This is a genomic window from Pseudomonas sp. LRP2-20, from assembly GCF_024349685.1.
Lineage (GTDB): Bacteria > Pseudomonadota > Gammaproteobacteria > Pseudomonadales > Pseudomonadaceae > Aquipseudomonas.
Genome location: NZ_AP025944.1, coordinates 4,381,870 through 4,405,579 on the forward strand (window position 1 = coordinate 4,381,870; position 23,710 = coordinate 4,405,579).

The following is a 23,710-nucleotide window of genomic DNA, read 5'->3' on the forward strand; positions in this document are numbered from 1 at the left end:
GGGCTCCTGCGAGGCTCTGCGGCGGGGTGACGATGTCGCGATTATGGGCGAAACGACCGGGCAGCGGCAAACCGGCTATGCTCGCAGCATGATGCCATTTGCCGAGCTCCATGAGCTGCCCCGCCGCTTGCGCCGCCCTGCCGTGCGCGACCTGGCCTGGACCCTGCTGTCGCCCGCGCTGTTGAGCGCCCCGCCCTGCCCCCAGCGCCATCCGCTGGCGGGTAGCGCCTGGGTGGGCGATCCGCAGCGCCTGCACGACTGGCTGCGTGCCCTGGATGCGGATGATCTGCCCCTGCGCGACTGGTTGGCAAAGATCACCAGCCGGCGCCTGGGGCTGTACTACGAAGGTCTGTGGCAGTTCGCCCTGGCGCAAGCGCCCGGGGTCGAGTTGCTGGCGTCCAACCTGGCGATTCGCGCGGGCGGGCGGACCTTGGGCGAGCTGGATATTCTGCTGCGCGATGGCGAAGGCACTCACCATCTGGAGTTGGCGATCAAGCTCTACCTGGGGCCGACCGTGGACGACGGGCGCGACCCGGCGCACTGGCTCGGGCCTGGCTGCCACGATCGGCTCGGCAGCAAACTGGCACACCTGGCCGGGCATCAGTTGCCCATGTCGGGAGACTCACAGAGTCGTGAAGCACTGGCAGCTGTAGGGGTGGACCAGGTGCAGGCACACCTGTGGCTGGGCGGCTACCTGTTCTATCCGTGGCCTGGGCAAGCCCGGCCGCCTGCAGGTGCCAACCCCCAGCATCTGCGCGGGCGCTGGGCAAGGCGAAGCGACTGGCACATGGCAGCGGATGAACACTGGCAACCACTGGCGCGGCATGCCTGGCTGGCGCCAGCGCGGGTCGAGGCGGACGAATGCTGGACGGTGCAGCGGTCTGGAGACTGGCTGAAGCAGCTGGACGAGCATGCACCGGCGCAGTTGCTGGTCAGGCTGGAGCCTGATGACGAGGGCGCCTGGCAGGAAGCCGAGCGCTTGTTTCTGGTGGCTGACAGTTGGCCGCATTTGCCCAGCAATTGATTTTGCCTGCCCTGGCCCTTTCGCGGGTAAACCCGCTCCCACAGGTACATCACAGCCTGCGAACTCTGTGGTGACTCTGTGGGAGCGGGTTTACCCGCGAAAGGGGCGCCACTGACAACACAAATTTCACCGACCTGGCGCAAAACTATATTCCCGGATAGCGATTACAGTTACCCCAGAGCGCCAGCAAGAGCGCCATTCCAACCTGATGACGAGGACCGATCATGGTTTCATCCACCCCCGCGCCCCATTACGCACGCCTGTCCATCGCCCTGCATTGGCTGATGCTGGTGCTGCTGGCCGCCGTTTACGCCTGCATCGAATTCCGAGGCCTGTTCCCCAAGGACAGCGCCGAACGCAACCTGATGAAAGACCTGCACTTCATGCTCGGCCTGAGTGTGTTCGTGCTGGTCTGGCTGCGCCTGGCCGTGCGCCTGGTCCGCCCGACCCCGCCGATCGTGCCCAAGCCGCCGGCCTGGCAGACTGGCCTTGCGCACCTGATGCACCTGGCACTGTACCTGCTGATGATCGGCCTGCCGCTGGCCGGCTGGCTGATTCTCAGTGCCGCCGACAAGCCGGTGCCGTTCTTTGGCCTGGAGCTGCCGCACCTGATCGGCCCGGACCCGGACCAGGCCAAGTTCATCAAAGGCTGGCATGAGCGGGTGGCGTCCTGGGGCTACTGGCTGATCGGCCTGCATGCGCTGGCCGGGCTGTATCACCACTACGTGCAGCGCGACAACACGCTGCTGCGCATGCTGCCCTACAAGTAACCGCGCCGGCCCTGCAGGCCGCCGCTATGCACGAAGATCAGGCGGGTACCGGGCGCGAACAACCCGGCCTCGACCTGATCACGCAGGGCCAGCAAGGCCTTGCCGGTATACAGGGCTTCCAGCGGCACGCCACTGTGCCGCTCGCTCTCGGCGATGAAGGCCAGCAACTCATCATCGAATTTTCCAAAGCCACCTCGGCAGGCGTCGTGCAACTGGTAGCCCTGCATGCCAGCCAGCTCGGCGACTGTCTGCGGCACGCCGTGATCCCTCGGCACCGCCAGGGCACCATGCACCGTATGTGCCCCTGCCTCGGCAAGGGCCAGGCCGGCCAAGGTCGTGCCGGTACCTGCGGCCAGCCACCAGGCGTCGTAGCCCGACCATCCCAGCGCAGGCAACTGCGAACGGGCCTGCTCGACGATCAGCGCGCAACCCTCGGCACCCGCGGCTCCGCCACCGCCCTCAGGAATGCAGTGCCAGCCCGGATAACGAGCCTGCCAAGGCGCCCAGAAACCCGCTTCATGGCGTGCGCGATAGCCGCCGTAACCCAGCCAGTGCAATTCCATGCCCAACCCTTGCAGGTCGCGCACCGTGGGGGTGTCCTGGGGGTGGCCGCGCAACAGGCCGGCGGTGGCGAAGCCAAAGCGTTTGCCGGCGGCAGCCAGGGCGTGCAGGTGGTTGGAATGATTGCCGCCCAGGCTGATCAGGCCGGGGGCGCCGGACTCACGGGCCTGCTGCAGGTGGTGGCGGAGCTTGAACCACTTGTTGCCGCTGATCAGGGGGTCGATCAGGTCCAGGCGCAGGATGGCGGCCATGACTTGGGCCATTTCCAGCCAGGGCAGGCTGAAGGGTTGCAGTGGGGCATCGGGGAGGTTCAGGAAAGAGTTGGGCATCGCCCGAGTTTAACCGAGAAATCCCCGGGGCCGCCTTGCGGCCCATCGCCGGCAAGCGCGGCTCCCACAGGGTTACCGCGCAAGTCTCACGGCTAGCGCAATACCTGTGGGAGCCGCGCTTGCCGGCGAAAGGGGTGCAAAGCACCCCCGGCGATCTCAGAGTTCAGCGGCCAATCGAGACCCTTGGTTGATCGCCCGCTTGGCATCCAGCTCGGCCGCCACATCGGCGCCACCGATCAGGTGCACCGACTGCCCCGCCGCCAGCAGCCCTTCATGCAGCTCACGCAACGGCTCCTGCCCGGCGCAGATCACCACGTTGTCCACTGCCAGCACCTGCGGTTCCCCGTCGCCAACGCGAATGTGCAGGCCGGCGTCGTCGATCTGCAGGTACTCGACACTGTTGAGCATCTGCACCTGCTTGTTCTTCAGCCCGGTCCGGTGAATCCAGCCGGTGGTCTTGCCCAGGCCGTCGCCGACCTTGGATTTCTTGCGCTGCAACAGGTACACCTGACGCGCGGGCGCATGCGGCTCGGCTGTAATCCCGGCAACCCCCCCGCGCGCCTCCAGGCGCGTATCGATCCCCCACTCTTTCCAGAACGCTTCGCGGTCCTGGCTGCTGGCCACGCCCTGGTGCACCAGGTACTCGGAAACGTCGAAACCGATGCCCCCCGCACCAATCACCGCAACCGACTTGCCGACCGGTTTGCGCTCGAGCAACACGTCCAGGTAACTGAGCACCTTGGCATGCTCGACACCTGGGATGGCCGGGGTACGCGGCGCAATACCGGTGGCCAGGATGATCTCGTCGTAACCACCGCCTGCCAGCGCCTGCACATCGACCCGGGTATTCAGGCGCAGCTCGACACCGGTGCTTTTCACCTTGTTGCGGAAGTAGCGCAAGGTCTCGTGAAATTCCTCCTTGCCCGGTACCCGCTTGGCCACGTTGAACTGCCCGCCAATCTCGCTGGCGGCATCGAACAGTGTCACCTCATGGCCGCGCTCGGCCGCCACGGTGGCCGCTGCCAGGCCCGCCGGGCCGGCACCGACCACGGCGATGCGCTTCACCGCGCGCACCGGCAGGTAGTTGAGCTCGGTTTCGTGGCAGGCGCGCGGGTTGACCAGGCAGCTGGTGAGTTTGCCACCGAAGGTGTGGTCCAGGCAGGCCTGGTTGCAACCGATGCAGGTGTTGATCTCGTCAGCACGCCCTGCGGCCGCCTTGTTGACGAAGTCCGCATCGGCGAGGAACGGCCTGGCCATGGAGACCATGTCGGCATCGCCCTCGGCCAGCACGGCTTCGGCCACCTCCGGTGTGTTGATGCGGTTGGTGGTGATCAGCGGGATGTTCACAGCGCCGCGCAGCTTGGCGGTGACCTTGCTGAACGCCGCACGCGGCACCTTGGTGGCGATGGTCGGGATGCGCGCCTCGTGCCAGCCGATGCCGGTGTTGATCAGCGTCGCGCCGGCCTGCTCGATGGCCTTGGCCAGCAGCTCGATTTCGTCCCAGGTGCTGCCGCCCTCGACCAGGTCGAGCATCGACAGGCGGAAGATGATGATGAAGTTCGGCCCTACCGCCTCGCGCACGCGGGTGACGATCTGTACCGCCAGACGCATGCGGTTCTCGTAGCTGCCACCCCAGCGATCGGTGCGATGGTTGGTGTGGGCAGCGAGGAACTGGTTGATGAAGTAGCCTTCCGAACCCATGATCTCGACGCCATCGTAGCCGGCACGCTGGGCCAGCACGGCACAGTTTACGAAGTCGGCGATCTGCTTCTCGATACCCGCTTCGTCCAGTTCCTTGGGTTTGAACGGGTTGATCGGCGCCTGGATCGCACTCGGTGCCACTTGCCGCGGGCTATAGGCGTAGCGCCCGGCATGCAGGATCTGCAGGCAGATCTTGCCACCTGCGGCATGCACGGCTTCGGTGACGATGCGGTGCTTGTCAGCCTCTTCCTCGGTGCTGAGCTTGGCAGCGCCGGCGTACACCCCACCCTCATCGTTCGGCGCGATGCCGCCAGTGACCATCAGGCCAACGCCGCCACGGGCACGCTCGGCAAAATACGCCGCCATGCGCTCGAAACCACTCGGGCGCTCTTCGAGGCCGGTGTGCATCGAGCCCATCAGGGTGCGGTTGCGCAAGGTGGTGAAGCCCAGATCCAGCGGGGCCAGCAAATGCGGATAGCGGTCGGCAGCCATGGTACGGTTCCCCAGGTGGCGTGATCACGGAATGCGGGCGCCTCAGCGGGTGCCCGTCGTTTGTCTGCCTGCGACATTAAACAGCTGTTTGAACGCGCTCAATGATCGAAACTGACAAGTTATTGATCCGTGCGCACAGCAGTACTACCCTAGGTAACCCTCGTTTCCCAAGGCACTTCACCGCTTCATGCGAAAACTCCTGGCAGGCGCCCTGGCGCTGGTGATGATTGCTGCCCTCTGCGGCTACGGCCTCTGGACCCAACAGCGCCCGGAAGGCCACTACCTCTCCGATCTGCGCATCGAACTGGCGCTCAACCATGGCGTGCCGGGCGAGCATGGCAACCTGCTTGGCATCGAGCCGCTGCTGTTCCCCAGCGACTACCAGAACCTGCAACGTCTGCACCGCAAGCTTTCGGCCTACCTGGAGCAGGCACGCGCCAAGGGCCTGGTTGGCCCGCGCACGGTCGTGGTGCTACCGGAACACATCGGCACCTGGCTATGGGCTCGCGGCGAAAAGAATGAGCTGTACCAGGCCACCCGCAACCGTGATGCCGAGCAATGGCTGGAGCTGAGCAACCCGCTGCGCTATGGCCTGGCAATGCTGAGCGCCAATGGCGATGATCGGCGCGCCGATGCCCACCTGCGCATGAAAGCCCAGCAGATGGCCAGCGATTATCAGCAACTGTTCGGCGGCCTGGCCAAGGAGTTCGGCGTGACCCTGGTAGCCGGCTCGATCGTGCTACCCGCCCCGTACGTCGATCAAGGCGTGCTGCACATTGGCCCCGGGCCGCTGTACAACACCAGCATGGTGTTCGCCGCAGATGGCTCGCTGCTGGGCCAACCGCAACACCAGCAATACCCCGACAGCGAAACACGGCGCTACATCCACCATGGCCGGCATTTCCCGTTGCAAGTGGTGCAGACCCCCGCCGGGCGCCTCGGCGTGCTGATTGGCAGCGACAGCTGGTACCCCGAGAACCAGCATCAGTTGCAGCAACAGCAAGTCCAGCTGGTCGCCAACCCGGTGTTTCTCAGCGGCAAAGATAGCTGGGATGCCCCCTGGCGCGGCAATCGCCACCAGGACGCCGCTGCCGAGCTGAGCCTGCAACGCGGCGAGGTCAGCGAGCAGACCGCCTGGCAACGCCTGACCCAGGCCGCAGGTGACAGCGTCAGCAGCATGAGCGTGTTCATGCGTGGGCAGTTCTGGGAACAGGGCAGCGACGGCCAGGGCTTCGCCCATCAGGCAGGTGAGTTGCTGGCGGGCCCTCCCAGTCACGGCGCGCGCCTGCTCAACCTGTGGCTGTAGGCGCATGAGCCGCCCCCGCGTGCGCCTGGGTGACCTTTCGGTGGGGTTCGTCCAACCCCTGGCCGAGGCTCTGCGCGAGCAAGGCCATGATCCGGCGCCACTCCTGCAGCAATACGGGCTCGATGCCGCACGCCTGGCCGAAGCCGGTGCGCGCCTGTCGATCCCGCGCTACATGCACCTTGGGCATGCGGCCATCGCGCTGTGTGGCGAGCCCGCGCTGGGCCTGCGCATGGGGCGCCTAAGCCGCCTGGCCCAGGCCGGATTGGCCGGCGTCACAGCGGCCCAGGCCCCTACCTTGGGTGAGGCGGCACGCACGCTGCTGCGCTTCGAGCCACTGTACGCCGCCAACTACCGTGGCCACTCCAGCTACCAGGAAGACGCCCAGGGCGCGTGGCTGGGTTTCTATTCGATCAGCCCCTACAATGACTACAACCGCTTTGTGGTCGACTCGCTGCTGGCCGGCTGGCTGGCCCAGCTCGCCGCCCTGGCTGGCACCCCTTTGCAGGCCGAGCGCCTGGAGGTCGAATTCGAGGCACCGGCCTACGCCAACGGGTATCAATCCCTTTGCAGCACCCCCGTGCAGTTCACCGCCAACGCCAACCGCTTGCGCCTGAGCCGGAGCACGCTGGAACTGGCCAACCCACAGCACTGCCCAAGCACCTTCGGCCACCTGTTGCAGTTGTGTGAAGCGGAAATGCTCCAGCGCACCCGGGTGCGCAGCCTGGGCGAGCGCATTACCCACCTGCTCGGGCCGTTGCTCAATGGCGGCCGGGAACCCGACCTGGAAGAAGTGGCATTGCACCTGCAACTGCCCACCTGGACACTGCGCCGCAAGCTGGCCGAAGAAGGCACGCGCTTTCGTGACTTGCTCAATGACACGCGGCGTGACCTTGCCGAGGCCTATATCCGCGATACGGAGCTGGCCTTTGGCGAGATCGCCTATCTGTTGGGGTTTGCTTCGGCAGAGGCCTTCCAGCGCGCATTCAAGCGCTGGACGGGCCTTACGCCGGGGGAGTTTCGCCGCAGCCAGCGGCGAGCAGGTTAAAGCTCTGTAGCGTCGTCTGCCGGCTCTGGCGGATCCAGTTCGTAAGCTTGGAACTCGAGCAGCTCTTCCTGATAGTCATCCATCGCCCTGCTTCCTCTTCTCATCTGTCTTCATTGGTCATGCCTTCAACCTAAACGAGCCGGGTGAAGGAATAATGACAAGTCCATGAGTGGTAAACGTAGCAGGTGTTCAGGAACTTATCGCCGCTCATCTGTAACAGCGAATTAAAGCGAGGACGGCGCCGGCGCTGCAGGCTGGGCATCCTGCTGCACCTGAATCGGGGCAGCCTCCGCTGGCGGTGCCACCGGTTGCGAACCCTGGCTGTCATCGACCAGCGGTTTGGCCACCGCTTCACTGGCAGGCGCAGCCGCCGCAGGAGCAGAAGCAGAAGCAGAAGCAGCGTCAACCAACGGTGCAGCCGCTGGCGGTGCAACAGCAGGGGCCACCGAGGCTTGCTCCGGCAAGCCCAGGTCCGGCGCCGGCTTCTCGGGCTTGGCCACGGGCGCCTCGACCTTGGCCTTGGCAACCTTCTTCGGCTTGGGCAGGAAGCTTTCGACCAGGGCGAAGTAACGGTCATAGAACTGCGCCGCCGTCACCGTTTCGCTGGCGACCTTGACCATCGAATCGTCGCTGGACCCGATCGGCATGGATACCGAACCGAGCACACCGACACCCAGGCTAGCCGAACTGTTGGACTTCTTCAGGCTGTAGCGGTCCTGCAGGGCGTTGGCGAACATGGTCGAACGCTTGTCGTCGTTGACGTCTGGCGCACAGGTCACGTTGAAGCTGATCTGCAGGTGGTTTTCGCTGTTCTGCTGGAAGCTCTTGTTGCCCATCACCTGGTTGGCACCACTGCTGGTGATGATGTAGCCCTGGCTGAGCAACGCACGGCGGGCCGCTTCGCAGGAGCCGGCATCGGTCACCGGGAAGCTGCGCGAGTAAGTCCCCGAGTCGTCGAAGTTCTCGTGCTCGTAGATGGCGGCTTTCTTCGAAGAGCAACCGGTCACGCCCGCCAGCACCAGGGCCAGCCCGAGCGCACCAAAGACGGATGACTTGGTCATTGCGAATTCCGGGAAAGTCAAAAAGATGCCTATTGTGCATCACTGCAGGCAAGCACAGGAACCGTTGATCGGTGAAGAGTCTGTCAGGTTCGTGTAAATCTGGTCGCCGGCATGGTCCAGAAACGAAAAAAGCGACCCTAAGGTCGCTTTCTCGTTGCTTCAAGGCGTTCAAGGGGCCTTGAAGCGAAGATGGCGCAGCGGACGGGACTCGAACCCGCGACCCCCGGCGTGACAGGCCGGTATTCTAACCGACTGAACTACCGCTGCGTATCATTCAGGCTTGCGCCCGATTGAAACCTGGGTCTACCCTTCCGGCGCTATAGCCTCAGGGCAGGCACAAAAAAAGCGATATTTGATCGCTTCATTTGTGTGTGCTTCAAGGTGTTCTAGGGACCTTGAAACGAAGATGGCGCAGCGGACGGGACTCGAACCCGCGACCCCCGGCGTGACAGGCCGGTATTCTAACCGACTGAACTACCGCTGCGTATCGTTCAGGCTTACGCCTGATTGAAACTGGGATCAGTCTATGGCATTTCGCCTTCGACTTCAGACCGGTGCCAGGCACCCATCTGTTACTGAAAAATGGCGCAGCGGACGGGACTCGAACCCGCGACCCCCGGCGTGACAGGCCGGTATTCTAACCGACTGAACTACCGCTGCGCAGTGCGTTTCTCTCCGGCTATCAGCTTCATCTGAAGCGTCCAGCGCTAGAAACACTCTCAGGAAGTGGTGGGTGATGACGGGATCGAACCGCCGACCCTCTGCTTGTAAGGCAGATGCTCTCCCGGCTGAGCTAATCACCCTCGCGATGTTGCTTGTTGCGTTTGCTTCGCTGAGGCCGCGAAATTTACGCAGGTGCCGAAGCTAAGTCAATAGCCCCGTTGAATTTTTTTCAAAAAAGCCAAAAAAGCAAAAGGGACCTTCGGTCCCCTTCGCGTGTGGCGGCCTACTCAGGTGTAGATCATCTTGCGGGTCATGCCGCCGTCGACAACGAACTCCTGGCCCGTGACGAACCCGGCCTGGCGCGACAGCAACCAGGCAACCATGGCCGCCACATCTTCCACGGTCCCCACCCTGCCCGTCGGATGCTGGGCATGGTCGGCATCGGTCAATGGCTCGGCACGGCGCTGGGACGGATCACGGGCATCGATCCAGCCCGGGCTCACCGCATTGACGCGGATCTCCGGGCCCAGGCTCATGGCCAGGGCGTGGGTCAAGGCCACCAGGCCACCCTTGCTCGCCGCATAGGCCTCGGTGTCCGGCTCGGATTGCCGGGCACGGGTCGAGGTCAAGTTGACGATTGCACCATTGTGCGCGCGCAGGTACGGCGCACAATGCTTGGCCAGCAGCATGGGGCCATTGAGATTGACCGCCAGCACCCGATTCCACTGTGCCAGGCTCAGGCTTTCGAGGGTCTGGTTGTGCGGGTTGGCGATCGCCGCGTTGCACACCAGGGCATCCAGGCGCCCGAACTGGCCGAGCACTTCGGACACCCCGGCACTGACCTGGGCCTCATCGGCCACGTCCATGGTGATGAACCAGGCGTTTTCGCCCAGGGCCTTGGCCACCTTGGCACCGCGCTGGCGGTCGAGGTCGCTGAGTACCACTTGCCAACCTTCGCAGATCAACCAGGCGGCAATGCCCAGGCCGATGCCGCGGGCGGCACCGGTGACCAGGGCAACCCGGCCGTTATGGCCTGGCGCACCGCCGCGGATTTCCATCACAGCACCGCCAACCCACGGGCGAGGTCCGCCTGCAGGTCAGCCACGTCTTCCAGGCCCACGGCAACCCGGATCAGGCTGTCGCGAATGCCCGCCGCTTCACGCTCCTGCGGCGTCAGGCGGCCGTGGGAGGTGGTGGCCGGGTGGGCGATGGTGGTCTTGCTGTCGCCAAGGTTGGTGGTGATCGAAATCACCCGGGTCGCATCGATGAAGCGCCAGGCGCCTGCTTTGCCACCCTTGACCTCGAAGCTGACCACCGCGCCGAAGCCGCTCATCTGGCGCTTGGCCAGCTCGTGCTGCGGGTGGCTTGGCAGGCCGGCGTAATGCACCTTCTCCACACCGTCCTGCTGCTCCAGCCATTCGGCCAGGCGCTGGGCGCTCTCGCAATGCGCACGCATGCGCAGCTTGAGGGTTTCCAGGCCCTTGGTGAAGATCCAGGCGTTGAACGGGCTGAGGGTCGGCCCCGCAGTACGCAGGAAGCCCACCACTTCTTTCATCTGCTCGGCGCGGCCGGCGACCACGCCACCCATGCAACGGCCCTGGCCGTCGATGAACTTGGTGGCTGAGTGGAACACGATGTCGGCACCCAGCTTGAGCGGCTGCTGCAAGGCCGGCGTGCTGAAGCAGTTGTCTACCACCAGCATGGCGCCACGGGCGTGGGCAATTTCAGCCAGCGCAGTGATGTCGACCAGTTCGGCGAGCGGGTTTGAAGGCGATTCGACGATCAGCAGCTTGGTGTTGTCCTTGATGGCCTTTTCCCAGCCAGTGAGATCGACCAGTGGCACGTAGTCCACCTGCACACCAAAGCGCTTGAAGTACTTCTCGAACAGGCTGATGGTCGAGCCGAACACGCTCTGCGACACCAGCACATGGTCGCCGGCACTGCACAGCGACATCACCACGGCAAGGATCGCCGCCATGCCGGTGGAAGTGGCCACGGCCTGCTCGGCACCTTCCATGGCCGCCAGGCGCTCTTCGAACGCACGCACGGACGGGTTGGTGTAGCGCGAATAGACGTTGCCCGGCGTTTCGCCGGCAAAACGCGCAGCGGCATCGGCCGCCGTGCGGAACACATAGCTGGAGGTCAGGAACAGCGCTTCGCTGTGCTCGGCCTCCGGTGTACGGTTTTGACCGGCGCGTACCGCCAGGGTGTCGAAACCGACACCCTCGAGGTCACTGTCCAGTCGCCCGGCATCCCATTGATCCGTCATGCCGTCGCTCCCAAATCAGTTGTTGTAGAGGTCGATGATCGCGCTAACGGCCTGGTTCTTGACCTTGGCCAGGTCGTTACGGGCCTGTTCGATACGGTCAAGGTAGGCTTCGTCGATGTCACCGGTGACGTATTCACCGTTGAACACCGCGCAATCGAAGTGATCGATCTTGATCTTGCCGCCACCGACCGAATCGATCAGGTCAGGCAGGTCCTGGTAGACCAGCCAGTCGGCGCCGATCAACTCGGCCACCTGTTCGGTGGTACGGTTGTGGGCGATCAGTTCGTGAACACTCGGCATGTCGATGCCGTAGACGTTGGGGTAGCGCACCGCAGGGGCTGCGGAGCAGAAGTAGACGTTCTTGGCGCCAGCTTCGCGGGCCATCTGGATGATCTGCTTGCAGGTGGTGCCGCGCACGATCGAGTCATCGACCAGCATCACGTTCTTGCCGCGGAATTCCAGCTCGATGGCGTTGAGCTTCTGGCGCACCGATTTCTTCCGTGCAGCCTGGCCAGGCATGATGAAGGTACGGCCGATGTAACGGTTCTTGACGAAGCCTTCGCGGAACTTCACGCCCAGACGGTTGGCCAGCTCCAGCGCGGCAGTGCGGCTGGTGTCCGGGATCGGGATGACCACGTCGATATCGTGCTCCGGGCGCTCGCGCATGATCTTGTCGGCGAGTTTTTCACCCATGCGTAGACGGGCCTTGTATACCGAGATACCGTCGATGATCGAGTCCGGGCGGGCCAGGTAGACGTGCTCGAAGATGCACGGCTGCAGCTTCGGCGCTTCGGCGCACTGCTTGGTGTACAGCTGGCCTTCTTCGGTGATGTACACCGCTTCGCCCGGCGCCAGGTCGCGGATCAGGGTGAAGCCGAGTACGTCCAGAGCGACGCTTTCCGAGGCGATCATGTATTCCACGCCTTCGTCGGTGTGCCGCTGGCCGAACACCACCGGGCGGATGCCGTTCGGATCACGGAAGCCGACGATGCCGTAACCGGTGATCATCGCGACCACTGCGTAGCCACCGACGCAACGGCTGTGCACGTGGGAAACCGCGGCGAACACGTCTTCTTCGGTCGGCTGCAGCTTGCCACGCACGGCCAGCTCGTGGGCGAACACGTTCAGCAGCACTTCCGAATCGGAATTGGTGTTGACGTGGCGCAGGTCGGACTCGTAGATCTCCTTGGCCAACTGCTCGACGTTGGTCAGGTTGCCGTTGTGCGCCAGGGTGATGCCGTACGGCGAGTTGACGTAGAACGGCTGGGCCTCGGCCGAGGTCGAGCTGCCCGCGGTCGGGTAGCGCACGTGGCCGATGCCGATGCTGCCAACCAGGCGCTGCATGTGGCGCTGCTGGAAGACGTCGCGCACCAGGCCATTATCCTTGCGCAGGAACAACCGGCCGTCGTGGCTGGTCACGATACCGGCAGCGTCCTGGCCGCGGTGCTGGAGGACCGTAAGCGCGTCATACAGCGCCTGATTGACGTTCGACTTACCGACGATACCGACGATGCCACACATGCGACGCAACCCCTACTTTGATGAAACTTGAACGAACAGCGCTCAGGGCTTTGCCGGCCCGAGCAACTGCTCCTTGAATGGAAGATCAGCCGGAGCGCTGATCACCCCACTGGAAGTCCACTGACCGGTGAAACCCAGGATCAGGTTTTTCGACCAGTCAGCGACCAATAGAAACTGTGGAATCAGACGTGATTCCTGCCACCAGGTGTCTTGTTGCACCGGCCCCAGGCTGAGCAGCCCAACGGCCACCACCACCAGCAAGGCTCCGCGCGCGGCGCCAAAGGCCATGCCGAGGAAACGATCGGTGCCGGACAGCCCGGTCACGCGGATCAGCTCGCCGATGAGGAAGTTGAGCATGGCCCCCACCAGCAGGGTGGCGACGAAAAGAATGGCGCAGCCGGCGATGATGCGCATCGACGGCGTCTGGATATAGCTCTCAAGGTACACCGAAAGCGACCCACCGAACATCCAGGCGACCGCCCCTGCAACGATCCAGATGAGCAGGGACAAGGCTTCCTTGACGAAGCCGCGCTTGAGACTGATCAGTGTGGAGACGGCGATGATCGCGATGATCGCCCAATCAACCAGGGTAAAGGCCACGGTGCTGCCTGCAGACGTTTGAGGCGGCGCATTTTATCAGAGCAAAAGGCCGGGAGTAAGCGGAATGTCAGGTGGATCGGCGGGTCAGGTTTTCAGGCCTGCGCCGCCCCCCTGTAGGAGCGGCCGTGCTCAGCCTTTTTCAGGCTGGAATCGCGTCACGAAGCCATTGAGCTTCTGCTGGCGGTTGATCACGTCTTTCAGCTTGTCAGCCTCGGCGCGCTCGATCAGCGGCCCGACATACACCCGGTTCATGCCACCGGCTGAGCGGATATAGGCGTTGTAGCCCTGGCTGCGCAGGGTCTTCTGCAGGTTCTCGGCGCCGGCCCGGCTGGACAGGCTGGCCAGCTGGATCGACCAGCTCACCGGCAAGCCATTGACGTCAATCTTCGACGGCGCAGGCGCAGTCGCCACCGGCGTTGCTACCTTGGCAGCTGGCGCTGGCGCTGGCACAGGCGTCTGCGGCTTGGGCTGGGCCTGCACCTGCGCCTGCACTTGGGTCTGGGGCTGGGGCTGGGGCTGAGTCTGCGGCGACGGCGTGATCGGCTGGCTCGGCGCCCTCACCGGTGCCGTGGACTCGTTGACCACCACCGGCGACGGCTCTGGTGCCTCCGGCAGCGGCTGCGGCTCAGGTACTGCCACCGGTTCCACCTTGACTTCCGGCAGGTTCGGCATGGCAGGCGCCTGCGGGGCGTCGACACGCACCGTGCGCATTTCGTCCTGGCGGGTGAACAGCATCGGCAGGAAGATCACCGCCAGCGCCACCAGCACCAAAGCACCTACCATGCGCTGTTTCATCCCTTTGTCCAGCACTGCCATCTAGTCACCCCTCCAGGGCCTGCCGCTCCAGCCATTCCAGGGCTTCGGCGACACAGAAAAACGAACCGAACAGCAGAATCTGGTCATCTGCCGTCGCCTGTGCGCATTGCCCCTCAAGGGCCGCGTCGACACTGGCGTAAGACTTCACCGCAGCGCCGTGGTTCGTCAAGGCAGCAGCCAATTCGGCAGCCGGACGGCTGCGTGGCGTGTGCAGTGGCGCAACCGCCCACTCATCGACCAGCTCGTGCAGCGGCGCGATGACACCCTGCAGATCCTTGTCGGCGAGCAAGCCGAACACCGCCAGGCGACGACCTTTCAGCGGGCGTGCGGCCAGACGCCGGGCCAGATACTCGGCAGCATGCGGGTTGTGCCCGACATCCAGCAGCAGCTCCACCGCCCTGCCATGCCAGGTCAACTGGCGACGATCGAGGCGCCCGGTAATGCGGGTGTCGAGCAAAGCCTGGCGGATCTGTCCGCCATCCCACGGCAAGCCCATCAGCAGGTAGGCCTGCAGGGCCAGGGTGGCGTTCTCCATCGGCAGATCGAGCAGCGGCAGGCCATGCAACTCGACTGGCTTGCCGTCTGCCGTGACCCCGCGCCAATCCCAGCCTCCGTCACCGCTTGCCAGGTCGAAATCACGGCCACGCAGGAACAGCGGCGCAGCCAGTTCGGCGGCCTTGTCCAGTAGCGGCCGAGGGGGATCGAGATCACCGCACAGCGCCGGCTTGCCCGCTCGGAAGATGCCGGCCTTCTCGAAGGCCACCAGCTCGCGGGTATCGCCCAGGTAGTCGACATGATCGACGCCGATGCTGGTCACCAGCGCCAGGTCGGCATCCACCACGTTCACGGTGTCCAGGCGGCCACCGAGGCCCACTTCGAGCACCACGGCATCCAGCTGCGACTGGTAGAACAACCAGAACGCCGCCAGCGTGCCCATTTCGAAGTAGGTCAGGGAAATTTCGCCCCGCGCCGCCTCGACGGCGGCAAAGGCTTCGCACAGGCGCTCATCGCTGGCTTCCTGGCCATCGATCAGTACCCGTTCGTTGTAGCGCAGCAGGTGGGGCGAGCTGTACACGCCCACCCTCAGCCCCTGGGCGCGCAACAGCGAGGCCACGAAGGCGCAGGTCGAGCCCTTGCCGTTGGTGCCAGTCACCGTTACCACGCGTGGCGCCAGCTTGCCCAGCGCCAGCCGGGCAAGCACCTTCTGCGACCGTTCCAGGCCCATGTCGATGGCCGAGGGGTGCAGCTGCTCGAGGTAGGCGAGCCACTCGCCCAGGGATCGTTGTTTCATCACGCGACCGCAGCGACCTCACGGGCCTGCTCTGGGGTTGGCTGGCCGGTCATCTGCGCCAGCAGGCGGGCCAGACGCGGGCGCAGCTCGCCACGGGAGATGATCAGGTCGATGGCACCGTGCTCCAGCAGGAACTCGCTGCGCTGGAAGCCTTCCGGCAGTTTTTCGCGTACGGTCTGCTCGATCACGCGCGGGCCGGCGAAGCCGATCAGCGCCTTCGGCTCACCGACGATGACGTCACCGAGCATTGCCAGGCTGGCAGAAACACCGCCGTAGACCGGGTCGGTCAGCACCGAAATGAACGGAATGCCTTCTTCGCGCAGGCGTGCCAGCACGGCCGAGGTCTTGGCCATCTGCATCAGCGAGATCAGCGCTTCCTGCATGCGCGCACCGCCGGAGGCGGAGAAGCAGACCATCGGGCAGCGGTTTTCCAGGGCGTAGTTGGCGGCGCGCACGAAGCGCTCACCGACGATGGCACCCATGGAACCGCCCATGAACGAGAACTCGAAGGCGCTGACCACGATCGGCATGCCCATCAGGGTACCGCTCATGGAGATCAGGGCATCTTTTTCGCCGGTCTGCTTCTGCGCAGCGGTCAGGCGGTCCTTGTACTTCTTGCCGTCACGGAACTTCAGGCGGTCGACCGGTTCCAGCTCGGCGCCCAGCTCGGCGCGGCCTTCCGGGTCGAGGAAGATGTCGATGCGGGCACGTGCACCGATGCGCATGTGGTGGTTGCACTTGGGGCAGACATCCAGGGTCTTTTCCAGCTCCGGACGATACAGCACGGCCTCGCAGGCCGGGCACTTGTGCCACAGGCCTTCCGGCACCGAGCTCTTCTTCACCTCGGAACGCATGATCGAAGGGATCAGTTTGTCGACTAACCAGTTGCTCATGCTTTCTTTCTCCAGTATTGGCGGACGGGGACCGGACTGGCCGGCCATGCCCTGCCCTTGAGCTCAAATTCTTCTATGAAACGATGACGGCCCGGCCACAAGGGCTACCCGCGTACCGCGCCATCTTCAATCTGTCGTTTGGCCATGCGGCATGCCGCCGGCCGCCCCGCAGGGCTGCGAAACCTATGGACGATGGCGCGCCGCCAGCCGTCACATCTGCTGTCACGCCTGTTTCACCGCACGCATGAAGGCTTCGATTTTCGCCGCATCCTTGATGCCCTTGGCCTGCTCCACACCGCCACTGACATCCACCGCATACGGCCGCACCTGGGCGATCGCCTGGCCGACGTTGGCGGCTGACAGCCCGCCGGCGAGGATGATCGGCTTGCTCAGCCGCGCCGGTACCAGCGACCAGTCGAAGGCCTCGCCGGTACCGCCAGGCACACCGGCCACGTAGGTGTCGAGGAGAATGCCGCGGGCGCCGGCATAGTGCTGGCAGGCCGCTTCCAGGTCATCGCCCGGGCGCACCCGCAGGGCCTTGATCCAGGGGCGGTGATAGCCTTCGCAATCGGCTGGGGTTTCGTCGCCGTGGAACTGTAGCAGGTCCAGCGGCACCACCTCGAGTATCTCGTTCAGCTCGCAACGCGAGGCATTGACGAACAGCCCGACCGTGGTCACGAACGGTGGCAGCTCGGCAATGATCGCCCGTGCCTGGCGCACGTCCACGGCACGCGGGCTTTTGGCATAGAAGACGAAACCGATGGCATCGGCCCCCGCCTCGGCGGCGGCCAGCGCGTCTTCGATGCGGGTAATCCCGCAGATCTTGCTGCGAACGTTGCTCATGGACAGCAAACCTTGAGTGAGTGGTGAAAGGCCCGATGGTAGCAAATGACTTCTGACGCGTCAGTCGGCCAGCGCTTCGTAACCGCTCAAAAAGTGTGGGCCGATGTAACGTTGCGGCAGCTGGAACTCTTCCGGGTACTCCACCTGCACCAGGTACAGGCCATAAGGGTGCGCAGTCACCCCGCCTTCGCGGCGGTTGCGCCCCTCCAGCACTTCACGGGCCCACTCCACCGGGCGCTCGCCGGCACCGATGGTCATCAGCACCCCGGCGATGTTGCGCACCATGTGGTGCAGGAAGGCGGTGGCCCGCACATCCAGCACGATCATCTGCCCGTGACGGGTCACCCGCAGGTGATGGATGTGCTTGATCGGTGACTTGGCCTGGCACTGGCTGGCGCGAAAGGCGCTGAAGTCATGGGTGCCGAGCAGGTACTGGGCGGCCTGGGCCATGCGCTCGACATCCAGCGGGCGGTGGTTCCAGGTCACTTCCTCAGCCAGGTGCGCGGGACGGATCGGGTCGTTGTAGATCACATAGCGATAGCGCCGGGCACAGGCCTTGAAGCGCGCATGGAAGTCGGCCGGCATCGGCCGCGACCAGACCACACTGATGTCGTGGGGCAGGTTGAAATTGGTGCCCAGGGTCCAGGCGCGCTCGTCACGCACGGCGCGGGTGTCGAAATGCACGACCTGCCCGCAGCCGTGCACACCGGCATCGGTGCGCCCGGCGCAGATGACGCTGATCGGTTCATCGGCCACCTTCGACAGCGCCTGCTCGAGGGCCTGCTGGACGCTGGGCACGCCGCTGGCCTGGCGCTGCCAGCCGCGGTAGCGCGAGCCTTTGTATTCCACGCCCAGGGCAATGCGGGTGAAGCCTTCGGCGGCCGATTCGGTGGCGGCGGTGTCGATGATGTCCAAGAGCGTGAAACCTGTGGGTGATACGGAATGGCGGGGATTATAACGACAACGGCAGCCCTATAGGGCTGTGATGGCACGGGCTTATCACCTTCCTCAGGCGTACGCCGTACTTGTGGGAGCCGCGCTTGCCGGCGATGGACCGCAAAGCGGCCCCACGATTTCAAGGTTGCTGCATAAATTGCCGGGGCCGCTTCGCGGCCCATCGCCGGCAAGCGCGGCTCCCACAATGACCGAGCTGGAGCCAATTTCGGCTCCAGCGTTCAGACCAGACGCGAGAGCATCTCTTCGGCTTCCTGACGCTGGCCGTCATCACCATCCTTGACCACTTCGTCGAGGATGTCGCGGGCACCCTGATGGTCGCCCATGTCGATGTAGGCGCGCGCCAGGTCGAGCTTGGTCGCGACTTCGTCGGCACCGGAGAAGAAGTCGAAGTCGAGGTCATCCAGCGGCTCGGGCTCGGCGGCAGCGTCTTCGGCGGTGAAGTGCGGCTCGAGCGATGGCGACTCCAGGCTCTGCGACAGCTTGTCGAGCTCGGCGTTGACGTCGCTCAGCTCCGAGGCAAAGCTCTTGGCCGCCGGCGAGTCGTCATCCAGCGACAGCGACAGGTCGAAGTCTTCCGGTAGTTCCAGCTCGGAAATCGGGTCGAACTCCGGGATGGCATCGAAAGCTGCCAGTTCGGCGGCGACATCCACCGGTTCCTCTTCCGCTGCAACCGAGGCGGCCGGAGCTGCCGCTTCGCCACTGTCCAGATCGAACTCAGCCAGGTCGAAATCGGCCAGGTCGTCGACGCTCTGCGGCTCGGACTGGGCCTGGGCCAGCAAGGCTTCGAAATCAGCATCGGCATCGGTTTGCGGCTCGACGACCGCCGGTTCGGCGACTGCCTGTGCTTCGGCCAACTGCACCTCATCCAGCATCGGTGGCTCGAGTTGATCTTCCACCGACAGATCATCCGCCGGCAGATCATCACCCAGGCTCAGGTCAAAAGCGCTGTCCAGGTCATTGTCGTCAAGCACCGAGGTCTCGGTGAAGGCCTCGGCGGCGGCTTCGAGCTCTGGCTCGGATTCAGGCGCTGGCGCTGGCTCGACGAGCGCTTGCGGCTCAGGCCCAGGTTCTGCTTCAACTACAGCGGGTTCTTGCGGCTGTTCCTGGAGCAACTCCTGAACATACTGCTCGTCCATTTCGGCGGCCAGCGCCGCAGCCCCCACACCAACGGCAGCAAGACCCAGCATGGCCGGGTAGCGCTCCTTGAGGCTGTTGACCTGCGCCGTGTTCGCTTCGCTGCCAGGCAGCTTGCGCTCCTGCTCGACAAAGGCGCTGTGGTCGCCCTGACGGGCATAGACGTCCATCAGCTTGAGGCGCAGGGTGTCATTTTCCGGCTGCGCCGCCACTGCCTTCTCCAGCAGGTCGGCCGCATGATTCAGGCGACCGCGCGACAGGCTCAGTTCGACTTCGGCCAGCAGCGCGGCATTCGGGTCCTGCACCGGCTCGGGCTCTGCAATCGGCGCCGCGGGCGTGGCGGCAGCCGGTTTTTCCGCCGCCACCGCAGCGGCGGCCGAGGCGGCCACCACGGCAGGCGAGAGGGTCACGCTCGGCGCAGACACTTCCAGCCCATCGAAGCTGCTCGGCGGCAGGTCGAGATCCGGGCTGCGCTCACCCTCCTCGGCCAGCGCGCGGGCCATGCGCAGGTGTTTTTCTGCCTCTTGCTGAGCCTTGCGCTTGCGCGCCAGCAGCAACAGCAGGAGCAACAGCACAAGGAACGCGGACCCGGCGATGAGGCCCAATACGACCGGGTTACCCAGCATTTCGTCCAGGGCACTTGGCTGCTGTTGCGCAGCCGCCTCCCCTTCAGCCGGTGCGGTATCGACCGCAGCCGGTGCTGGCGCGACCACAGGCGCAGCGTCGGCCGCTGGGGCCTGCGCAGGGGTCGGCTCGCCAGGCAGGGCGGCCGCAGCCGGCGCTTCAGGTGCCGCGGCCTGGGCTTCCAGGCGCGCCAACTGGTCGTTCTTGAGCTGGATCAGCTTCTGCAGCTTGTCCATCTGACTCTGCAGGTCAGCCACCCGGCTCTTCAGTTCGTCGTTGTCACGACGGCTGGTGTCCAGGCTCTCCTGGGCGACGGCCAGCTTGTCGTTGATGGCCTTGGCGCTGTTGCCGCCCGCCTGGTTGCCGGGGCTTACCAGGCGCAGGTTATCGCCCTGGGCGATGCGCTCGGGCGCTGCGTCGGCGGCGCCGCGGCGGGTGGCATCCAGCTGACGCGCACGCGGCCCCAGGCGCCGGCCTTCACGCCAGGCCGCATACTGCTCGGCCACTTCACGAGTGGCTTCGCCTTGGGGGATGTTCTGGATCTGCTGCTGGTCGGGCAGGCGCAGGACCTGGCCAACCTTCAGCTGGTTGATGTTGTTGCCGATGAAGGCATCCGGGTTGAGCGCCTGGATGGCGATCATGGTCTGCTGCACCGAGCCACCGCCCTGGGTATTGCGGGCGGCGATCTGCCACAGGGTGTCGCGGCGCTTGGTGGTGTAGCTGCCTGCGCTGCTGGTGGCCGGGTTGACATTGGCTGCCGCGGGCTGCTGGCCCTGCGCCTTGGCCTGGTCGAGCAGCACGCTGTAGTCACGCAACAGGCGGCCTTGGGGCCACATCACCTGGACCAGGAACTTGACCACCGTGCCGGGCAGCGGCTGGCTGGAAGTGACTCGCAGCACGCTCTTGCCGTTGGGGTTGATCACCGGGGTGAAGGTCAGGTCTTCGAGGTAGCTCGGAAACGCCACCCCGGCCTTGCTGAACTCTTCCGGCGGCGCCAGGCTTGGCGCCACTTCGGCTGCGGTGAGGTCGCGCACGTCGAGCAGTTCGATCTCGGCATCCAGGGGCTGGTTCTGCGCCGACTTCAATGTCAGTTCACCCAACCCCAGGGCATTCGCCATGCCCGACGTCAGCGCAGACGCTGCCGCCATGGCCAGAACCAGTTTGCGAATTCGAAGCATGACCTCTTCCCTTGTATGAATCGTCCCAAAAACCTGCGTGCGGCGCGGGACAAAAGTGCTCGCCAGTATCTTTTACACCATGTGTTTAATCAACAATTGCGCCACCTGCACGGCGTTCAGCGCAGCGCCCTTGCGCACATTGTCAGTGGTCAACCAGAGGTTGAGCTGCTGGTTTTCGTCAATTCCATGGCGTACACGACCAACATAGACCACGTCTTGGCCGACTGCGTCACCGACCGGGGTCGGATAATCATCGTTTTCCACCAGCTCGACACTTTCGGCGCGTTCCAGTGCCTGGTTGACCTGCGCCAGATCGACTGGGCGACGGCTCTGCACCGCCACACTGAAGCTATCGCCGAAAAACACCGGGACTTGAATACAGCTGACGGAAATCTTCAGTTCCGGCAGGCCCAACAGCACGCGCAGCTCGCCAACCAGGCGGCGCTCCACGGCGCTGTGGCCCTGCTCGTCGACAGTACCGACCTGGGCCAGCAGGTTGAACGCCATCTGCCGATCGAAGAAGCGCGGCTCCAGCGGCCGCGCGTTGAGCAGCTCGGCGGTTTGCCGGGCCAGTTCGCTGACCGCTTCGCGGCCTTGCGCGGACACCGCCAGGGCGGCCATGACCTGCACCCGCTCGATATCCAGCTGGCCCTTGAGCGGTGCCAGGGCAACCGCCAAGGCAACGGCCGCGCAGCTGGGACTGGTGATGCGCGCAGGTAGCTTCAGGGCAGCAATGCTGTCGCCATTGGCCTCCGGTACCACGGCCAGGGCATCTTCCAGACCACCAGACAAATCGATGACCGTGCAGCCGGCCTGCCCGGCCTTGCTGGCAAAGCTGCGGCTGACGGCCGGGCTGGCAGCGAAGAAGGCCAGCTTGACCTGGGCGAAGTCGAAGCTGTCGACCTCACGCACCTTGATCTTCTTGCCGGCGAACATCACGCTGCTGCCCGCCGATTCCATGCTGGCCAGCAGGTGCAGGGTGCCGACCGGGAACGCCAGCTCTTCGAGGATCTGTACGAGGGTTTCACCGACGCTGCCGGTGGCGCCGACGATGGCGATGTCCAGGGAAGTGGTCATGGAGGGGTCCTTTTGCTGAAACGGCGGGGGGCGGCACTTTACTTGGATTGTAGTGTTTTGTCTGTGCTGGCCGTGACAGTTTCGGCGCCTGTGATATCGAGCGCCGCCCGCGCGGCGCATCGCGAGCTGCGCTCGCTCCTACGGTTGTTTCGGGCCAATTATTCCTGGGGGATTTGTGCGCGAACGCTTTGGCGCATGACGCGATATCGCGTCGTACGGACAAGGCGTTCGCGCGCGCCTGTGACAGGCGTTACTGGCCAGAAACAAACGTAGGAGCGAGCGCAGCTCGCGATGCGCCGCGCGGGCGGCGCTCGATCTGACAGGCGCTAAAAATCTCCCGACCGACAGGCAAAAAAAAAAAACCCGCGCTGTCACCAGCACGGGTTTTCGGTACAACCGGAACGATCAACGCTCCAGCAGGATCCGCAGCATGCGGCGCAGCGGCTCGGCGGCGCCCCACAGCAGTTGGTCACCCACGGTGAACGCGCCCAGGTACTGGGAACCCATGTTCAGCTTGCGCAGGCGGCCAACCGGGATGTTCAGGGTACCGGTGACCTTGGTCGGGGTCAGCTCTTGCATGCTGATCTCGCGCTGGTTCGGCACCAGTTTCACCCATGGGTTGTGCTGGCTGATCATGCCTTCGATGTCGGCCAGTGGCACATCCTTGTTCAGCTTGATGGTCAGCGCCTGGCTGTGGCAGCGCATGGCACCGATGCGCACGCAGATACCGTCGACCGGGATCGGGCTCTTGAAGCGGCCAAGGATCTTGTTGGTCTCGGCCTGGGCCTTCCACTCTTCGCGGCTCTGCCCGTTCGGCAGCTCCTTGTCGATCCACGGGATCAGGCTGCCAGCCAGTGGCACACCGAAGTTCTCGGTCGGGAAGCCTTCGCCACGCATGGTTTCGGCCACCTTGCGGTCGATGTCGAGGATGGCGCTGGCCGGGTTGGCCAGGTCATCGGCAACGGCCGCGTGGGTAGCGCCCATCTGCTTGATCAGCTCGCGCATGTTCTGCGCGCCAGCACCGGAAGCCGCCTGGTAGGTCATGGCGCTCATCCACTCGACCAGGCCGGCTTCGAACAGGCCGCCCAGGCCCATCAGCATCAGGCTGACAGTGCAGTTGCCGCCGATGTAGTTCTTGGTACCGGCGTCGAGCTGCTGGTCGATGACCTTGCGGTTGACCGGGTCGAGCACGATGACCGCGTCGTCCTGCATGCGCAGCGACGACGCGGCGTCGATCCAGTAACCCTGCCAGCCGGCTTCACGCAGCTTGGGGAACACCTCGTTGGTGTAGTCGCCGCCCTGGCAGGTCAGGATCACGTCGAGGGTCTTGAGTTCTTCAATCGAATAAGCGTCCTTGAGCGGAGCAATATCCTTGCCCACGTTCGGGCCCTGGCCACCTACGTTGGAGGTGGTGAAGAACACCGGCTCGATAAGGTCGAAATCCTGCTCCTCCAGCATCCGCTGCATGAGCACGGAACCGACCATACCGCGCCAACCGATCAGACCTACACGTTTCATCGCAACTACACCTTTGCTAAAAGTGGGCCGCCACCTT

The 23,710-nt window shown here is 64.5% G+C and carries 19 protein-coding genes and 4 tRNA genes; 4 read left to right on the forward strand and 19 right to left on the reverse strand.

Annotation, left to right across the window (positions count from 1 at the left end):
• The first annotated feature begins 43 nt into the window (after nt 1-43).
• The gene (locus tag OCX61_RS19585; protein WP_261940998.1) at nt 44-1,024 is read left to right on the forward strand and encodes a DUF1853 family protein; all 981 of its coding nucleotides are present in this window, start codon (nt 44-46) and stop codon (nt 1,022-1,024) included.
• Between the two features lie 224 nt (nt 1,025-1,248).
• Nucleotides 1,249-1,794, forward strand: a complete 546-nt coding sequence (gene cybB, locus OCX61_RS19590) for a cytochrome b561 (protein WP_261940999.1) — start codon at nt 1,249-1,251, stop codon at nt 1,792-1,794.
• On the opposite strand, the gene OCX61_RS19595 is transcribed toward cybB, so the two are convergent.
• Entirely contained in the window at nt 1,785-2,684 is a 900-nt protein-coding gene (locus OCX61_RS19595; RefSeq protein WP_261941000.1) for a 1-aminocyclopropane-1-carboxylate deaminase/D-cysteine desulfhydrase, read from the reverse strand. The genes cybB and OCX61_RS19595 overlap by 10 nt on opposite strands.
• A 156-nt stretch (nt 2,685-2,840) precedes the next feature.
• Entirely contained in the window at nt 2,841-4,877 is a 2,037-nt protein-coding gene (locus OCX61_RS19600; protein WP_261941001.1) for an NADPH-dependent 2,4-dienoyl-CoA reductase, read from the reverse strand.
• 187 nt (nt 4,878-5,064) lie between these two features.
• On the opposite strand from OCX61_RS19600, the gene OCX61_RS19605 reads away from it, so the two are divergent.
• Both OCX61_RS19605 and OCX61_RS19610 read left to right on the forward strand, forming a co-directional pair.
• Nucleotides 5,065-6,183 carry a nitrilase-related carbon-nitrogen hydrolase gene (locus OCX61_RS19605; protein WP_261941002.1) on the forward strand — a complete coding sequence of 373 codons (1,119 nt, stop codon included), beginning with the start codon at nt 5,065-5,067 and terminating at the stop codon, nt 6,181-6,183.
• A gap of 4 nt (nt 6,184-6,187) precedes the next feature.
• Nucleotides 6,188-7,228, forward strand: coding sequence for an AraC family transcriptional regulator (locus OCX61_RS19610; protein ID WP_261941003.1), 1,041 nt, complete (start codon nt 6,188-6,190; stop codon nt 7,226-7,228).
• Between the two features lie 224 nt (nt 7,229-7,452).
• Here the strand turns inward: OCX61_RS19610 and OCX61_RS19615 are convergent, their stop codons facing one another.
• From OCX61_RS19615 to asd, 17 genes are all read right to left on the reverse strand, one after another.
• Nucleotides 7,453-8,289: a DUF2242 domain-containing protein gene (locus OCX61_RS19615; protein WP_261941004.1), complete on the reverse strand. Its 837-nt coding sequence runs from the start codon at nt 8,287-8,289 to the stop codon at nt 7,453-7,455.
• A gap of 190 nt (nt 8,290-8,479) precedes the next feature.
• A tRNA-Asp gene (locus OCX61_RS19620) sits at nt 8,480-8,556 on the reverse strand.
• 140 nt (nt 8,557-8,696) lie between these two features.
• Nucleotides 8,697-8,773: transfer RNA gene (locus OCX61_RS19625), tRNA-Asp, on the reverse strand.
• 99 nt (nt 8,774-8,872) lie between these two features.
• A tRNA-Asp gene (locus OCX61_RS19630) sits at nt 8,873-8,949 on the reverse strand.
• 67 nt (nt 8,950-9,016) lie between these two features.
• A tRNA-Val gene (locus OCX61_RS19635) sits at nt 9,017-9,092 on the reverse strand.
• 147 nt (nt 9,093-9,239) lie between these two features.
• Nucleotides 9,240-10,010: an SDR family oxidoreductase gene (locus OCX61_RS19640; protein ID WP_177408522.1), complete on the reverse strand. Its 771-nt coding sequence runs from the start codon at nt 10,008-10,010 to the stop codon at nt 9,240-9,242.
• On the reverse strand, nt 10,010-11,221 hold the full coding sequence (locus tag OCX61_RS19645; protein ID WP_261941005.1) for an O-succinylhomoserine sulfhydrylase: 1,212 nt from the start codon (nt 11,219-11,221) through the stop codon (nt 10,010-10,012). Before OCX61_RS19645 ends, OCX61_RS19640 begins: the two co-directional genes overlap by 1 nt.
• 15 nt (nt 11,222-11,236) lie before the next feature.
• Nucleotides 11,237-12,742, reverse strand: coding sequence for an amidophosphoribosyltransferase (gene purF, locus OCX61_RS19650; RefSeq protein ID WP_261941006.1), 1,506 nt, complete (start codon nt 12,740-12,742; stop codon nt 11,237-11,239).
• A gap of 42 nt (nt 12,743-12,784) precedes the next feature.
• A complete protein-coding gene (locus OCX61_RS19655) occupies nt 12,785-13,342 on the reverse strand; it encodes a CvpA family protein (protein WP_261941007.1) in 558 nt (185 codons plus the stop codon).
• 129 nt (nt 13,343-13,471) lie between these two features.
• Entirely contained in the window at nt 13,472-14,158 is a 687-nt protein-coding gene (locus tag OCX61_RS19660) for an SPOR domain-containing protein (RefSeq protein ID WP_261941008.1), read from the reverse strand.
• A gap of 4 nt (nt 14,159-14,162) precedes the next feature.
• Nucleotides 14,163-15,449, reverse strand: coding sequence for a bifunctional tetrahydrofolate synthase/dihydrofolate synthase (gene folC / locus OCX61_RS19665; protein WP_261941009.1), 1,287 nt, complete (start codon nt 15,447-15,449; stop codon nt 14,163-14,165).
• Nucleotides 15,449-16,342, reverse strand: a complete 894-nt coding sequence (accD, locus tag OCX61_RS19670; protein ID WP_261941010.1) for an acetyl-CoA carboxylase, carboxyltransferase subunit beta — start codon at nt 16,340-16,342, stop codon at nt 15,449-15,451. The genes folC and accD overlap by 1 nt, the downstream gene beginning before the upstream one ends.
• A 222-nt stretch (nt 16,343-16,564) precedes the next feature.
• A complete protein-coding gene (locus OCX61_RS19675; protein ID WP_261941011.1) occupies nt 16,565-17,185 on the reverse strand; it encodes a phosphoribosylanthranilate isomerase in 621 nt (206 codons plus the stop codon).
• A gap of 60 nt (nt 17,186-17,245) precedes the next feature.
• Nucleotides 17,246-18,100, reverse strand: coding sequence for a tRNA pseudouridine(38-40) synthase TruA (gene truA, locus OCX61_RS19680; protein WP_261941012.1), 855 nt, complete (start codon nt 18,098-18,100; stop codon nt 17,246-17,248).
• A gap of 260 nt (nt 18,101-18,360) precedes the next feature.
• Nucleotides 18,361-21,078, reverse strand: a complete 2,718-nt coding sequence (locus tag OCX61_RS19685; RefSeq protein WP_261941013.1) for a FimV/HubP family polar landmark protein — start codon at nt 21,076-21,078, stop codon at nt 18,361-18,363.
• A gap of 72 nt (nt 21,079-21,150) precedes the next feature.
• Entirely contained in the window at nt 21,151-22,155 is a 1,005-nt protein-coding gene (locus tag OCX61_RS19690) for an aspartate-semialdehyde dehydrogenase (RefSeq protein ID WP_261941014.1), read from the reverse strand.
• A gap of 405 nt (nt 22,156-22,560) precedes the next feature.
• Entirely contained in the window at nt 22,561-23,673 is a 1,113-nt protein-coding gene (gene asd / locus OCX61_RS19695; protein WP_085675569.1) for an aspartate-semialdehyde dehydrogenase, read from the reverse strand.
• Nucleotides 23,674-23,710 lie beyond the last annotated feature (37 nt).